Below are 14,513 nucleotides of genomic sequence, written 5' to 3'. Positions count from 1 at the left end.
CGTGCTTTTTGCTTATTTTGAACGCTTTTCAAGCCAATTGCCGATTGAAGGATACGTTTCCTTCACGGCCTTTGGTCCAAACACAACCGAAACGTGTCCGGTTTGAAGAAGCTTAAATTCTTTATCTTTACTTGAAATCGCGTCCATGAGAGCCTTCACCTGATCAGGCATCGCAATATGATCACGGCTCGCCGCGATATTCAGCACGCTTACCTTAATGTTTGAAAGGTCCACTTTTCGACCGCGAATTTCAAGTTCACCTTTGATCAGCTTATTTTCCTGATAAAAGTCACGAATCCACTGTCTATACGCAGCCCCTGGAAATGGAATGCCGTCTCCTACCCATTTTTGCATGAGCTTCCAGCTTTCCACGAAACGCTGATTTTCTGAACGATCCACTAAGCTTACGTATGGACCGTAAAAATTGGTGATTGGTTTCAACATCTTATTGCCAAAGTCAATCATATCGGGCGGTACGTTCCCTAGCGTGTCCACAACTTTATCAAGGTTGAAGTAGCGCTCATCTAAAAACGTGCCGTACAGACCCGTTTCTGTAAAATCAAACGGACTCGTCATAAAAATTAAATTACGAATCGGCAGATCATCATGTAATGAGGCAAAAATGGATGTCATCGTCCCGCCCATGCAGTAGCCAAGAACCGATAAGTCCGTAGCCCCTGAGTGACGAAGCACCTTTTTAAATGCGCGCGGAATGTAGTCTAAAATGTAATCATCAAGCTTCATGTCCTGATCTTCAAGCCCAGGTGTTCCCCAGTCTAATAAGTAGACGTCAAATCCTCGATCAACGAGATATTCAACGAGACTATTCCCAGGTGTTAAATCTAAAATATACGGCTTATTAATCAGTGCATATACGAGTAAAATCGGTGTTTTATGAAGCTTTTCTTGCTTCGGTATATAGCGGTATAGCTTTGCTTTGTTCTTTTTCCAAATGACTTCTTTTGGAGATAACCCCACTTCTGGTTCTGCTTCTTCTGTAATAATGTCAAGGGCACGCTTGAAGCGACCTGCTGATTGTTTGTATTCGGTTGGCATTGCTTCCAATAACTTTTCCCACTCTTTTATATAGGATGTCGCCATTTCTTCCACAACCTTTCGATTAGTATGCTTGGACTGACGCAACGCTTTAGCCCCGACATGCGTCAGGGCTAATAATTGAATAAGGTACGTAAAATAGTTCACAATCTCAACTAAATTACATGTATAAACCGCCGTTAATGTTTAGTTGCTGGCCGGTGATGTAGGAACCGTCTTGACATAAAAACAGAACGCCGCGAGCAATTTCTTCCGCATGACCGAACCTGCGCGCAGGAATTTTGGCAACAATTTGTTCACGCACATTTTCTGGAATTGCCATCACCATTTCCGTTTCGATAAATCCTGGGCAGATGGCATTCACCGTAACGCCTGTTCTCGCAAGCTCAAGGGCAAGAGATTTTGTAAAGCCAATCATTCCCGCTTTTGCAGCTGCATAGTTTGTTTGACCGAACCCACCTGCTTGGCCGATGATGGAAGAAATATTGACGACGCGTCCTGCTTCTGCCTCTAATAAGTGGCTTAACGCTGCCGTTGTCGTGTTATAGACGCTATTTAAGTTCACATCAATTACTTTTTTCCAATCTTCCTCACCTAACTTTTTAAACGAGCGGTCGCGCGTAATCCCTGCATTATTAACAAGAATATCAAGCTGACCAAATTGTTTTTTCGTTTCTTCTACAAGACGTTCTGCTTGATCGCAATAGGAAACGTCAGCTTGAACGGCTAAAGCTTCTCCGCCATTTGCTTTAATTTCATTTACGATGGCCTCAGCAGATTCTTTGCTTTGATTATAGTTCACTACTACTTTTACGCCATTTGACGCCAACTCTCTCGTAATAGCCGATCCAATTCCTTTAGATCCACCCGTAATAATCGCTACTTTACCTGCTAATGCTGTCGTCATATTCAATTCTCCCCTTAATTCTTAAAATAGTTAGTGTATGAAGATAAGCTATAAATAGATCGTTATTTATTTACGGGCTCTGAAGATACCGCTGCTTCGCTTTGTTCCTGAAGATCTTCTAGCTGCGCCTGAAGCTGCTGGCTCTGTTCCCTTATTTGCTCTTGAAGTTGAGCTTGGAGCTGTTCTTGAAGCTTTATTTGGAGTTTTTCTTGATTTTCAAGTAGGGTGAGGACTCGGTCTACTTTCTTTTCTACAGATTTTACATCACTTTTTAACTTGGTAAATTCTTTTTTCAGATTCGCATTTGCACTTGTCGCATCTTCTAACACGTCAAAACGATCTTCTAATTCTTCCACTTTTTCTTCTACATTTACAACAAGGCTTGCAACGTTTGAAATATCATCCTTACTCGGGATATTAAGTTGACCAAAGTAGCGAGTGGTCGTATCGTTGACTACCTGCTGATATTGAAGATTCATATTCAGCACTTTTCCCATCCACTGCGAGAATTCTTCACGGTTCATATTCTCACCGATTACTTTTCCCCAGTAAGATTCCGTCTTGTCATACATGTCTTTCCAAGCTAAAAATGGATCAAATACGTTTTGTTGGTCCAACTGTTCCATCTCCCTTTTCGTTTGATACACTCACTTTTTTTGCTCTTATCGAGTAAACCTTTACTCAAGAGCGATAGATGACGTTGCCCTTTTCATCATTCGCTGGTACCCAGTATTCCGCACCATTTTCCAAAATTTCACGTTTACGAATGAACCACATGTCTTATTATAAGAGTGCAAGGCGCAATAAACAATTCAAAATTTTTAATATTTTTCGATAAAAGACGACTAATTTTGTCGAATTTTAGATTTCATGACATTTGTCCCTCCTTCTTTCAACCCACCTTTTTATGGGTTAAGTGGAAAGGGTTGACAAATAATTCATATAGGTGTAATTTACACATATAGATTTTTTGAAAGGAGGCATTCCAATGACAAAGAAACAAGAAGCGAAAAGTACAGCAGAAAAATCAATGAGTGGCGCCCCTAAAAATTTTATGATTCCATTTTTACTTCTGAGCTTACGAGGTTGGAATCTTCACGGTTATAAACTCATTCAACAGCTGATGAGCTTTGGCTTTACTTCCGTCGACCAAGGGAATGTCTATCGCACACTACGACAGCTAGAAAAAGATGACCTCATCGCATCTGAATGGGATACAACCGCCGATGGACCCGCCCGCCGTATCTATTCCCTAACAAAAGCTGGGGAACAATATTTAGAGCTATGGGCTGGATCTCTTGAACAATATCAAACGATGTTAAATTCCTTTTTTTCTTTATATACAGACATGCTGTTTCCGTTCGGCACAAAGAAGGATGAACCAAAGAACCACGAATAAGGGATTTTCGCAATGAATGTTGCGTGCCAATATGAGAAATGTTAGACCCACATCATAAGCTATTACCTCACAACGTTTCGTTTTACATTACTGTACAACCAACTTTTTAGGAGGAATGAATGATGGCAACTGTTAATTATCACTCAATGATCGACGCAGTATGGGAACAATGGTCAAAAGGGTTAAATCACGTATACGAAAGCAACAAGCAATTGGAAAGCTGGACAAAGCAAGCGTTTGAACAACAAAAAGAGCTTTTCGCTACAACGTTTGAACAGCTTCAAGAAGTAGATGACAAATGGAAAGAAGACGCAAAAGAAGTACAAGTAAAAACGGTGGAATCCATTCGCAAAACGGCTGGAGATGCTGCAGCAAATTCATACGAAGAATGGTCAAATCGCGCGCATGAAGCGCTTCAGAAGCTTCAAGACGTGACGTTAAGTCAGAGTAAAACAAACTATGCTCTTGTACAACAGGCACAAAAGCAATATGAGCAAGTAGTAAGTCAGCTTCTTAGCGAACAACATAAAACGCGTGATGAGTTCCAACAATTAACAGATAAATATATGGAACAATTAAAAAGCTTCCAAAAATCATTTTTAGATTCACTAGAGCCTTATTCCCTTGTAAAATAAGACGTTTCGCCGCTCGCCTTTTTAGGCAGCGGCGTTTTGTTTTTTAGTAAATAGGAAGCACACCCAATATCCGCTTCTTCTACATACCATTACCAGCATTATTTTCTCCATACAAGCAATACTATCTTTAACAACGAGTTACTTACTCGTTGTACTCAAAACAAAAAGGAGGGAAATCACAATGGCACGCAACAACAAACTTCTTGTACCTGGCGTAGAAAGCTTCTTAGATCAGTACAAATACGAAATCGCTCAAGAATTTGGTGTAACTCTTGGCTCTGAAACGTCTGCTCGTAGCAACGGTTCTGTAGGTGGAGAAATCACAAAACGTCTTGTTCAACAAGCTCAATCACAATTCAACGGGCAACAAAAATAATTTATAACTTTATATCATATGGCTAAAAAGGTGCTCCCACGAGCACCTTTTGCTTGTGAACAGAACTACCCCCTCTGGGCCTCCACGCCCACGCTGTTTTGTTTACATCGCTATTAATTGCTTTCACCGGTCTATCGATCACTTTTCTCAGGCTATCGATTATTTTTGCTGTTCTATCAATCGTTTTTGTGTTTTTATCGATCACTTTTAACTTTTTATCAGCCATTTTCCGCATTCAACCAATCACTCCCTTCCTCTCTCGCCCCACACTAATATAGTTTGTATACGAACTATATTTACACAAACAATTTTATGTGATATTGTTAACAAGGAAGTTATTCGGGAGGTTTACCATGAAATCATTAGATGAAGAGGTAGGATTTCTTACTGTACGAACAAGTCGACAGCTAAGTCAGTTTTTAACATTATCATTAAAGCCCTATGGAATTACGATTGAACAGTGGGGTGTATTGAAGCGCTTGGAAAAACAAGTGCTGTTAACGCAAAAGCAGCTAGCGGAAAGATCAATGAAGGATCATGCAACGCTGACGAAAATTTTGGATTTGTTGGAAAAGCGTTCACTTATTCAGCGCCTGCCGAATCCAGAAGATCGTCGCTCGTTCTTAATTGAAATTACGGAAAAGGGTATTTCGTTAAAAACCGAGCTTTTTCCTTTTGTAGAGCGAGTCTTTACAGAGGTTATTGATGGCATCGAGGCGGATCAGCTTGCCATTTATCAAAACGTTATGAATCAATTAGAAAAAAACATTCAACAGCTGACAGCTCAAAAGTAATTTTTCCTGTGCACTCAGTAATTATCCTGGGTGTCATTTTATTTTTTCGTAGGTGAAGACGCCCATTTTACATCATATATTCAGACAGAAAGAAGGCGGAATAATGAAAGAAACAAAACTTTGGACCGTTCCATTTACGATGATCGTCCTCACAACATTTATCTTTTTCATTTGTGTCCAAATGTTAACAGCTGGATTTCCTGTGTACATTGCAGGCGTTCAGCATGATACGGCTAAGGCGGGCATTATGACCACAGCATTTATGATTGCGGCCATTATCACGCGACCATTTATGGGAGCATTACTTCATAAAATGAACATGAAACGAACGCTGTTAATCGTTTTCGCTGTGATGACAGTGACACTCGTTCTTAGCTATAACCAGTCAGCACTTTCGATTTTAATTCCACTACGCATCATTCAAGGAATTGGCTTTGGAATTAACACGACGATTTTAGCAACGATGGCGACAAATCGTATTCCTGGTAATCGTCTTGGTGAAGGAATCGGGTATTTTGGGATGGCAACGAGTCTCGGTACGACGCTTGGACCGATGGTGGCACTATCTTTGCTACATTCGTTCTCCTTTAATATCATGATTATCTCGTCTGTGATCTTAATGGCTCTATCGTTTGTTTTCGCTATTACAGTGAAAAATCTAAAATTATCCTACACGCCTCCGAAAGGAACCGAGAAAAAGCCATCGCTTCTTCAGTACGCATTTGATTCTCGTGCGTTATTACCCGTCTTTTTAGTAATGCTGTTTTACTTCGGTTTTGCAGGGATTATCAACTTTATCGATGGACTTGGTAAAGAAGCAAACTTAGGAAGCCACGTATCTCTGTTCTTCCTCATTAATGCGGTCATTATGGTCGTCATTCGTCCGTTCACTGGTCGCATCTATGATCGCTTCGGACATAAGTACCTCGTTTATCCTGGGGCACTATGCGGAATTATTGGATTGGTTCTTCTATCAAATACGTACAGCATGCCCATGTTTATTTTAGCAGCGATTTTATACGGCGTTGCTTATGGTATTATGCAGCCAACATTCCAAGCTTGGGCAGTTAGCCGCGTTGAAGTAGACAAACGTCCAACAGCAAATGCAATGACGCTTAGCTTTATGGATTTAGGAGTGGCGCTTGGTTCTCTTGTTTTAGGAAGCATTGTTAGCCATACAACATTTCATATGATGTATGCTTATTCTTCTCTGCTTGTAGTAGCACTTCTTATTCTATATTTCTTCCGTAAAACAACTACACAGACGCAAAAATATACGGTCGAGCAATAAAATAAAAACAGCCGGTGTGAGCGCAATTCACACCGGCTGTTTTTTTGATTATGGTTGAGATGGTGTCTCATTTAATTCTTCATTTGACGAGGGGGACTCTTCATCTATTGTTTCTTCATCAGCATTCTCCTCAACTGAAGGAGAAACGGCTGATTTATGCACCTTTTTCGGTGGTTCTTCCCCATGCGTGGAGTCATTGGGCTTCTCATGTTCCACATTATCAGGGGGAGTAGATGATTCCTCCTCGTTGGAATGTTTCGGATCTTTCTCGTGATTATTTTTCTCTTTTTCAGCAGAAGCTGGTTTTTCTCTCTCTTCTTTCGGTGGTACTGGTTGATTTTTGTTGTCTCTGTCGGGTTGTTCTTTTAGTTTTTCTTGTTCATTTTGTTCGTTTTTTTCTTTTTCTTTCTCTAGCCATTGTTCATTTTCTTGTTTTGTACGTTCTTTTGGAGGATACGCTGGTTTTGGCGGCTGATCTTGCTTTTCTTTTTGTTTTTTCGCATGTTCATCCGCATCCGTTTTTCGATCCGTATCCGTTTTTCGATCCGTATCCGTTTTTCGATCCGTATCCGTTGTCTCAGATAATTCTACCGAGCTTGACTCCCTTTTTTCATCCTGAACCTTCTCACTAGGTGGAACAGACGGTTTCATCTTTTCTTCCTGCTCATTTGACCTTTCGACAGGCTGTGCTCGCAGGTACGCCCCCGTTGACACGCCCTGCTTTTCAGCCTTTTCCCTCGTGTCGTAGGAAGTTTCTTTTGCCGTAACACGTACGTCATCTGTTGTCCATTCAGTGGTGATGGTTTGAACCTGTTCCTGTAGCTTCTTTTTATAAGCGTGTACGTTCTTTCGCTTTAAAGCCGTCGCGATATAGATTTCGTGTTTTTTCTGCAAGTACCCCTCTTTTTGGCTAAGCGTAATAATATTGGTCGTCACTTCATGAACAGGCCGTTTCTTCCATTTAGGCAATTTTTTTATAATTGTCTTTCCCTCTTTGTTATACGCATGTATATCGGTCACATTCATATGACGGTCCAGTTCTAATTCAAGACTAGGATTAATGTCAATGGACATGTAAGCATATACTTGGTTCTGCGAATAATACGGAATGAATGATAGAAGCAACAGCGCTGCTACAAAAAGCGGCACGAGAGCTAGTTTTGTGCGACGTTTCTTTTTCTCTTTTGTCGCTTCAATAAAAACCTCATGGCCTTCTACTTCTTCTCCTATTGCGTAGTGACGCTTTTTATATCGTGCTTTTACGAACTCGCCATCCGGGGTTAACATTGTGACATAATCAGGCTGTATCTCCATAATAATGCCTTTTTTCAATGATTGAGCACCCCTTTTAAGTAATCTTTCAAATAGATATAGTCACCTGTTAACACAATGGCCATCGCAATAATGTACTTTCGATTGCGTTCGATCGTTTTGCGACTAACCTTCACGTGACGCTCAATTTGGCGAATCGGAATTTGCTTTTTTTTAAATAGCTGTTCACAAACTTCATCCTGATTCACAATATATTGAGCAACCTCGATGGCATTAATACGGGCATCATAATGTTTGGGAGACTGTTCGACGATCTCTGATAAGCTCATCCCAAACTTTTGTAGTACTTCATGAAATTGAATAATTTCTTGCTGGCGCAGTTCTTGTTCAATGGATTTGTGATAGGCATGAATGGACAAATCAGCTTCAATCTTTGATTGAGCTCCCTCATCTTCCATATCTTCCTTTAGATCAAAATGCCAAGACCTCACTCGTACTTCCTTGCGAATATAATCAATCACCCTTCTTTTAATGATTAATTCCGCAAACGATAACAATGAACTGCCTTTTTCTTTCGTATATTTCTCAATAGCTTCGTTAAAAGCGATGAGACCAATGCTAAATTCATCATCTGTTTCATGAATGTATCTCTTACAAACGCTAGAAACAGTTTTCGCAATAAAAGGCTTATACTGATCAATGACCTCATTTTGTAATTGTCCGTCACCTTTTTGGATTTGAACTGCCATTTCTTCTAACGTTTTTCGTCGGCCGACTCCAAACAGCACGTTGAGCAATGGTTTCACCTCTTTTACCTTTACATCTTTCGTTCCGATGCTCAAAATTTCGGGGGCAGTCTAAAACTTTCCCCAATACGAGCCATCATTATAACTCCTCCCTTACAGTTTGGCTACGCATGTTCCAGGATTGTTACGAAAAAGAAAAGTATCGAAACATTTTACATATTGTCGGCACATTACCTCCTAAAATATCCCTGCGTATCCCAGACCTAAAAAGAGAACTCCCCTATTTATAGGAAGTTCTCTACGATTTTTCATTAGCTATTGTTAGCTTTCTTGTATGAATTTTCAGAGGACTCATCGTTTCCTGATGCTTTCTTCTCTTTTGAAAAGAACCAGCCTCCAACCGCGATACCAAGGAGCACTGTCCAGAAAATCCCTTTCCATAAACCTGATTCTGGGAAGTGATGACTAATAAATCCTAGGCTTGGATGCGCCAATGTGTGAACCGCTAGTTTGACCCCAACCCAGCCAACGATTAAGAACGCGGCCGTCTCGAGACCAGGACGCTTTTTCAATACTTGCACAAACAGATTTGCTGCAAAACGCATAATGACAAGCCCGATAATTCCTCCAGCGAAAATGACGATAAATTGTCCACCGTCTAATCCACCGATCTTAGGAAGCGTTGTTTCTGGTAATGTAACAGCCAAAGCGACAGCCGCAAGAATCGAATCAACCGCAAAAGCGATATCTGCTAATTCCACTTTAATAACGGTAGCCCAGAATCCCGATTTTGATTTGGACTCTTTTTCTTCCTCGTTTCCTTTTCTAAAGTAGTGCTTAACAAGATGATTGATCGAGATGAAGAGCAAATAAAGCGCTCCAATTGCTTGCATTTGCCATACGTTTACCAAGTACGAAATCGCAAATAGTGAACCGAAGCGGAAAACGAATGCACCAGCCAACCCATAGAACAATGCTTTTTTACGCTGTTCATCCGGTAAATGTTTCACCATAATTGCCATAACTAGCGCATTGTCTGCTGCCAAAATCCCCTCTAATGCCACCAAAATCAGTAAGACCCATCCATACTCTAATAACAACGATAGTTCCATCTGTTTAGTCTCCTCTCACTTCCTGTTTTTTGTGACCCATTCGACCTCAATACGGGGGAAAACACAAAAAGACCTTTGCCAAATATGGCAAAGGTCTCGCTAAGCATTATAAATGCCAACAAAGCCGATGAACGCAATGTTCATGTAATGACGACTTTGTTTCAGGTTTCCCTGACGCTACTCCCCTTCACTGAGGAAGAATTTCGTATTTACTTGTCTTTATTTTATGAGATTCTGTAAAACCTGTCAATTGTTTCTTTCTCTTTTTTGCAAAATTGTCACTTTTTAGTCAAGAATTCTTTGACTGAATAGCGGCTTTTTCTTTTCTTTCGCTTAATTAATATATATATCACGATGAGGATAATTATTCCGATTGCAATTGGAAGCGTGTATCGATCCATAATTTTTCCGACATCTTCCCAATGTGGACCGAGCTTGTAGCCAAGATACACATAAAAAAACGTAACGGGAAGCATTGCAAAAAAGGTGTAAAGACTAAACGCAAGGACGTTCATTTTCGCCATTCCACACGGAATTGAAATAAGCGTGCGAACACCTGGTAAAAATCGTGCCGTGAACGCAACGGCTCCGCCATGACGGGCAAAAAACGCATCCGCTGCATCTAGCTGCTTGTCTTTTATAAAGAAATACTTTCCGTACTTCTCAAGAAACGGGCGTCCTCCCCATCTTCCTATAAAATACAGCGTTAATGGTCCGGTCACTCCGCCAATCGTTCCAGCAAGAACCGTTAGCCATAAATTCATATCTCCCTCGTATACCCAAAATCCTGCCATCGGAAGTACAATTTCCGCCGGAACAAATTCAAACGTGAGAGCAAAGATAATGCCAAAATAGGAAAACTGTTTAAAAAATTCAATAAACGACATGATCCACTGTTCCATACTGTAATTATCCACCGCCTACATGCATTAATCTCTTTATTAACATCGAGAGCTGTATGCAAAGATAACAGCTTCTTTTTTGTTCACGTGCCATCGGAAAAGAATTTCTGTTCTCTTTTCTTCTTCTTAACCTACCATATGTCTCTGCGAAAGAACAAATGATAATTTTGTGTCCAAATCGCTATGAATAAAAAGGAAGCAAAAGAACAAACTACCACTAAATATGAAACAAGCGGTGAGGGATCAAGATGTTCAAAAATTTTTTCAGCTCCAAACGAACAAAAGGATCGTCAGAACAAAAGCCAAAAACAGATAAAAACACATCAGAAATCATTGAGCATTTTCGTCAATCAAGTGATTTTTTGTATATGTCAATTGGACAAAAAGACAACCATTACCTCGTGTCGTATTTCAAATCATTGGTGAACATTGAAAGCTTGCAGCGCCAGTTCATTCTAAAAATCCAAGAGTCTCTTCTTCCCATTACAGATCTAGAGAGCTTAAAGGATTTAATCCCAATTGAAGATATTACGATTTCATCTGATGCAGCTGAGATTCAAGAAAAAATTCTACAAGGGTATCTGTTCTTTCAAATCCATAAAAAGGATCGAAAAGGGGCACTTATTAAAGTTCAAAACTCGGATGCAGGCTACCGGACCGAAAACGACACGGACAATGAGTTTAGTGTAGTTGGCCCAAAAGTAGGATTTGTCGAGGATTTGGATATCAATTTGTATTTAATGCGAAAAGAAGTGGTTTCTGAAAAACTTATTATGAAAGAAATCACCGTTGGTTCACTTTCACAAACGCGTGTCGTTATCACTTATCTAGAAGGCGTGACAAATCCCACCTATATCGAAACAATTACGCAGCGCTTGAATAGTTTTGAATTCGACGTTGTGTTTGATAGCTCGATTTTAGATCATGCCATCAATGATTATTCTCGGACACCGTTTCCAACGCTTCTAACATCTGAGCGTCTCGACCGCGTGCTCTATTCCTTAACAAGAGGTCAAGTAGCAATATTCAGTAGTGGATCACCGTATGCAATTATCGGACCGGCAACGCTCTTTGATTTTTTTATTTCACCTGAAGATTACTACATCCCATGGATCGTTGGATCGTTTGTACGGATCATTCGTATTTTTGGCGTATTTTTCTCTATTTTCGCCACCCCTTTGTACGTAGCAGTCGTGACGTATCATTATGAGATGATTCCAAAAGACTTGTTAGGACCGATTATTTTTTCACGAACAAACGTACCGTTTCCACCCGTCATCGAAGTATTATTTTTAGAAATAACGATCGAGCTGTTGCGAGAAGCAGGAGCACGGCTTCCATCAAAGGTCGGACAAACGCTCGGAATTGTAGGTGGAATTGTTATTGGGCAAGCAACGGTTGAGGCCTCTTTAACGAGTAATATTCTATTAATTCTCGTCTCACTAACAGCCCTTGCTTCCTTTACAACACCTATCTTTAAAATGTCAAACACGATTCGTCTCTTACGCTTTCCCTTTATTTTTTTCGCATCGTTTTTAGGAATTGTTGGGATTACGATGGGAATGGCCTTTATGCTCGCCCATTTGCTGCGCTTAAAATCATTAGGAAATCCTTATTTAGTACCGTTTTATCCATTTCGCCCAACGGACTATCAAGATACGTTCATTCGTTCACCGCTAAATAAATTGGGCAACCGCCCAAGCTTTTTACGCGCATTATCACCGAAACGCTATGACGGAAATTCGTCTAAGAAAAAATCACCTAAAAAGCAAAATGAATTAGACAATGAATAAAGAAAATGAGTGATTGGATGAAAAAACTAGGCATTCTTCTATTGGTTTTACTTTTAACGAGCTGTTCAAATCAAGAAATTGTAGACGAAATTCAAATCGTCAACTCCTTCGGCTATGACTACGAAGACGGCAAAATTAAAGGAACGATTTTGTATCCGTTATTCAAGTATGGTTCTACAGAAGAACCAAGCTTAATTTCTGCGAAGGCGGAAACCACTTTTGATGTCCCAGCAAAGCTTGACAACAAATCGCCGCTCCCAATTGCTGATGGTCAGCTTCGTAGTCTACTGCTTGGAGAGTCGTTTGCCAAACGGGGCTTACAAAATATGATCAGCACCGTTTCTCGTAATCCAAACTTAGGTCGAACGATGCAAGTAGCTATTTCAAAAGGAAGCGCTCATGAAATGCTAAGCTCCGTGACGAAGAAAAAAATGAGCGATACTCAATACATCAACAAATTAATTGAACAAAATATTAAGATGGAAAGCTTCCCACGTACAAATTTTCAAATCTTTTTGTTTAATTTTTTCGCTGAAGATCGGGACGCCTTTTTGCCTTATTTAAAAAGTGAAAAGAATGCCATTAAGCTTGCCGGCATCGCGCTTTTTCGAAAGTATCAGTTTGTAGATGTTCTCTCCATGAAGCACGCATTTATCTTCAAACTGCTCGACAACGGATCAAAAAACGGGCGCTACATGATTGACATCAAAAAAGATCAGCACAAAGGTCAAATTGCCCTTCAAAATCTTTATACAAAAAACAAATACTATTTAAAAGGGACAAAAGAGTCTCCGGAAATTCAAATCGTGCTCAAGATTGATGGAAAGCTACAAGAATACCCGTTTTGGATTAACGTCAATGATCCTAGTAACGTGGAGCTAATTTCAAAGCAATTAAAAGCCAACATTGAGAAGGAAGCAAAGGATGTTCTTGATCACATTCAAAAGCTAGATGTGGATCCTCTTGCCCTAAAAGACTTTATCCGGAGTCGGACACGCCATTACGATCATCAACGAATACGCGCTATATACAAGGACATTCCTGTATCTGTTCGAGCCGATGTAACGCTCGTCCAAACAGGAATCAATGAATAAAAAAGGAGGCGTTCGTCTTGGAACAATCCGTTAAACCGAATCATCAAGTCTCTCCATACTTCGCCTTCATCCTTATTCACGGACCGCAGATTGGAATTGGCGTTCTTGGTTATCAGCGAATTCTCATTCAAGGTGCAGGACAGGATTCATGGATTGCCGTTATTACAGCGGGACTAGGTGTGTCACTTCTGATTGCGATGTGTTATTACATTTTAAATTTTGAACAATGTGATCTCTCAGATATCCACCACATTTATTTCGGGCGGATTTTCGGGGGAATCGCCAATCTCGCGTGGGCACTTTATTTATTTGCCTTGCTTATTACGATTTATCGAACGTATATTGAGGTTGTACAAGTATGGATGTTTCCCCTCACCAAAACGTGGGTTATTTCCATTGTCTTCGTTCCCCTCCTATACTACATCATTATGGGAGGATTTCGAGTCATTTCTGGGATGATTTACTTTAGTATTATATTTCCATTACCGCTCGTGCTTGGGCTCATCTTTCCAATGGATTATGCACACGTGGAAAATATTTTGCCAATCCTGGAACATAGCGCTAAGGAATTTTTTCTGTCTCATAAAACCATGACCTATGAATATTTAGGCTTTGAATTTGTTTTATTGTACTATCCGTTTATTAAAAACGCTCATAAATCACATAAATGGGCGCAGGGTGGAAATCTATTAACCATCTTAATTTATTTGGTACTAACGCTCGTTTCGTTCATGTATTTTAGTCAAGGGCAGCTCGGACACGCAATTTGGGCAACGCTTACGATGGCAAAAATCATTGAAATTCCGTTTATACAGCGCTTTGAATATGTCATTATTGCGATGTGGCTCTTTGTGATCTTGCCCGGACTATGCTTAACATCATGGGGATTCGTTCGAATGTTTAAAAAGCAGTTCGGGGGAAAATCTTCCTGGTACTTACGTTTAGTGATGGTTCTTCTGTTCATTGCAGCGATCTATTTTAAAGATCGTCAGGCCATCAATTTGCTAAATGACAAAGTGTCTAGAATTGGATTTTACGTTATTTATGGCTACATTCCATTTTTATTTATCATCGCGTTTATCAGAAAACGAATTAAAACCAAAAAAGCTCAAAGGAACGCATCCCTTTGAGCTTTT

The 14,513-nt window shown here is 40.1% G+C and carries 15 protein-coding genes; 8 read left to right on the top strand and 7 right to left on the bottom strand.

The window, feature by feature from the left end:
- Positions 1-12: 12 nt before the first annotated feature.
- From phaC to phaR, 3 genes are all read right to left on the bottom strand, one after another.
- Positions 13-1,143, bottom strand: a complete 1,131-nt coding sequence (gene phaC / locus IE339_RS04855; protein ID WP_277933963.1) for a class III poly(R)-hydroxyalkanoic acid synthase subunit PhaC — start codon at positions 1,141-1,143, stop codon at positions 13-15.
- 73 nt (positions 1,144-1,216) lie between these two features.
- Complete coding sequence (phbB, locus tag IE339_RS04850) at positions 1,217-1,963, bottom strand: acetoacetyl-CoA reductase (RefSeq protein ID WP_242174058.1); 747 nt, start codon at positions 1,961-1,963, stop codon at positions 1,217-1,219.
- A gap of 62 nt (positions 1,964-2,025) precedes the next feature.
- The gene (gene phaR, locus IE339_RS04845) at positions 2,026-2,580 is read right to left on the bottom strand and encodes a polyhydroxyalkanoic acid synthase subunit PhaR (RefSeq protein WP_242174055.1); all 555 of its coding nucleotides are present in this window, start codon (positions 2,578-2,580) and stop codon (positions 2,026-2,028) included.
- A 371-nt stretch (positions 2,581-2,951) separates the two neighbouring features.
- On the opposite strand from phaR, the gene phaQ reads away from it, so the two are divergent.
- The 5 genes from phaQ to IE339_RS04820 all read left to right on the top strand — a co-directional run bounded on the left by phaQ (position 2,952) and on the right by IE339_RS04820 (position 6,458).
- The gene (gene phaQ / locus IE339_RS04840; protein ID WP_242174053.1) at positions 2,952-3,362 is read left to right on the top strand and encodes a poly-beta-hydroxybutyrate-responsive repressor; all 411 of its coding nucleotides are present in this window, start codon (positions 2,952-2,954) and stop codon (positions 3,360-3,362) included.
- Between the two features lie 119 nt (positions 3,363-3,481).
- Complete coding sequence (gene phaP, locus IE339_RS04835) at positions 3,482-3,997, top strand: polyhydroxyalkanoic acid inclusion protein PhaP (protein ID WP_242174050.1); 516 nt, start codon at positions 3,482-3,484, stop codon at positions 3,995-3,997.
- A 181-nt stretch (positions 3,998-4,178) separates the two neighbouring features.
- Positions 4,179-4,373 (top strand): alpha/beta-type small acid-soluble spore protein, encoded by a 195-nt coding sequence (locus IE339_RS04830; protein ID WP_053399626.1) that lies wholly within the window; start codon positions 4,179-4,181, stop codon positions 4,371-4,373.
- A 353-nt stretch (positions 4,374-4,726) separates the two neighbouring features.
- Complete coding sequence (locus IE339_RS04825) at positions 4,727-5,167, top strand: MarR family winged helix-turn-helix transcriptional regulator (protein WP_242174048.1); 441 nt, start codon at positions 4,727-4,729, stop codon at positions 5,165-5,167.
- A gap of 103 nt (positions 5,168-5,270) precedes the next feature.
- Positions 5,271-6,458, top strand: a complete 1,188-nt coding sequence (locus tag IE339_RS04820) for an MFS transporter (RefSeq protein WP_242174045.1) — start codon at positions 5,271-5,273, stop codon at positions 6,456-6,458.
- 48 nt (positions 6,459-6,506) lie between these two features.
- Here the strand turns inward: IE339_RS04820 and IE339_RS04815 are convergent, their stop codons facing one another.
- The 4 genes from IE339_RS04815 to IE339_RS04800 all read right to left on the bottom strand — a co-directional run bounded on the left by IE339_RS04815 (position 6,507) and on the right by IE339_RS04800 (position 10,490).
- Positions 6,507-7,790, bottom strand: coding sequence for an anti-sigma factor domain-containing protein (locus tag IE339_RS04815; protein WP_242174043.1), 1,284 nt, complete (start codon positions 7,788-7,790; stop codon positions 6,507-6,509).
- Positions 7,787-8,536, bottom strand: a complete 750-nt coding sequence (sigI, locus tag IE339_RS04810; protein ID WP_242174041.1) for an RNA polymerase sigma factor SigI — start codon at positions 8,534-8,536, stop codon at positions 7,787-7,789. The genes IE339_RS04815 and sigI overlap by 4 nt, the downstream gene beginning before the upstream one ends.
- A 251-nt stretch (positions 8,537-8,787) precedes the next feature.
- Positions 8,788-9,588, bottom strand: coding sequence for a TerC family protein (locus IE339_RS04805; protein ID WP_242174039.1), 801 nt, complete (start codon positions 9,586-9,588; stop codon positions 8,788-8,790).
- A 278-nt stretch (positions 9,589-9,866) separates the two neighbouring features.
- The gene (locus tag IE339_RS04800) at positions 9,867-10,490 is read right to left on the bottom strand and encodes a DedA family protein (protein WP_242174037.1); all 624 of its coding nucleotides are present in this window, start codon (positions 10,488-10,490) and stop codon (positions 9,867-9,869) included.
- Positions 10,491-10,738: 248 nt separating this feature from the next.
- On the opposite strand from IE339_RS04800, the gene IE339_RS04795 reads away from it, so the two are divergent.
- From IE339_RS04795 to IE339_RS04785, 3 genes are read left to right on the top strand one after another with little or no spacing between them, the layout of a single operon-like run.
- Positions 10,739-12,283: a spore germination protein gene (locus IE339_RS04795; RefSeq protein ID WP_242174036.1), complete on the top strand. Its 1,545-nt coding sequence runs from the start codon at positions 10,739-10,741 to the stop codon at positions 12,281-12,283.
- Between the two features lie 17 nt (positions 12,284-12,300).
- Positions 12,301-13,377: a Ger(x)C family spore germination protein gene (locus IE339_RS04790; RefSeq protein WP_242174033.1), complete on the top strand. Its 1,077-nt coding sequence runs from the start codon at positions 12,301-12,303 to the stop codon at positions 13,375-13,377.
- A 17-nt stretch (positions 13,378-13,394) separates the two neighbouring features.
- A complete protein-coding gene (locus IE339_RS04785; RefSeq protein ID WP_242174031.1) occupies positions 13,395-14,507 on the top strand; it encodes a GerAB/ArcD/ProY family transporter in 1,113 nt (370 codons plus the stop codon).
- The last annotated feature ends 6 nt before the right edge of the window (positions 14,508-14,513 follow it).

Source organism: Priestia koreensis (assembly GCF_022646885.1).
Taxonomy (GTDB): Bacteria; Bacillota; Bacilli; order Bacillales; family Bacillaceae_H; genus Bacillus_AG; species Bacillus_AG koreensis_A.
The sequence above is the reverse complement of the archived record's forward strand: the minus strand, read 5'-3'. Positions and strand labels throughout refer to the sequence as shown.

Coding starts and splice junctions, on each gene's coding strand:
- phaP (WP_242174050.1), top strand. CDS start 3,482: ATGATGGCAACTGTTAATTATCACTCAATGATCGACGCAGTATGGGAA.
- phbB (WP_242174058.1), bottom strand. CDS start 1,963: ATGACGACAGCATTAGCAGGTAAAGTAGCGATTATTACGGGTGGATCT.
- IE339_RS04820 (WP_242174045.1), top strand. CDS start 5,271: ATGAAAGAAACAAAACTTTGGACCGTTCCATTTACGATGATCGTCCTC.
- IE339_RS04790 (WP_242174033.1), top strand. CDS start 12,301: ATGAAAAAACTAGGCATTCTTCTATTGGTTTTACTTTTAACGAGCTGT.
- IE339_RS04805 (WP_242174039.1), bottom strand. CDS start 9,588: ATGGAACTATCGTTGTTATTAGAGTATGGATGGGTCTTACTGATTTTG.
- IE339_RS04800 (WP_242174037.1), bottom strand. CDS start 10,490: ATGGAACAGTGGATCATGTCGTTTATTGAATTTTTTAAACAGTTTTCC.
- phaQ (WP_242174053.1), top strand. CDS start 2,952: ATGACAAAGAAACAAGAAGCGAAAAGTACAGCAGAAAAATCAATGAGT.
- IE339_RS04795 (WP_242174036.1), top strand. CDS start 10,739: ATGTTCAAAAATTTTTTCAGCTCCAAACGAACAAAAGGATCGTCAGAA.
- IE339_RS04825 (WP_242174048.1), top strand. CDS start 4,727: ATGAAATCATTAGATGAAGAGGTAGGATTTCTTACTGTACGAACAAGT.
- IE339_RS04830 (WP_053399626.1), top strand. CDS start 4,179: ATGGCACGCAACAACAAACTTCTTGTACCTGGCGTAGAAAGCTTCTTA.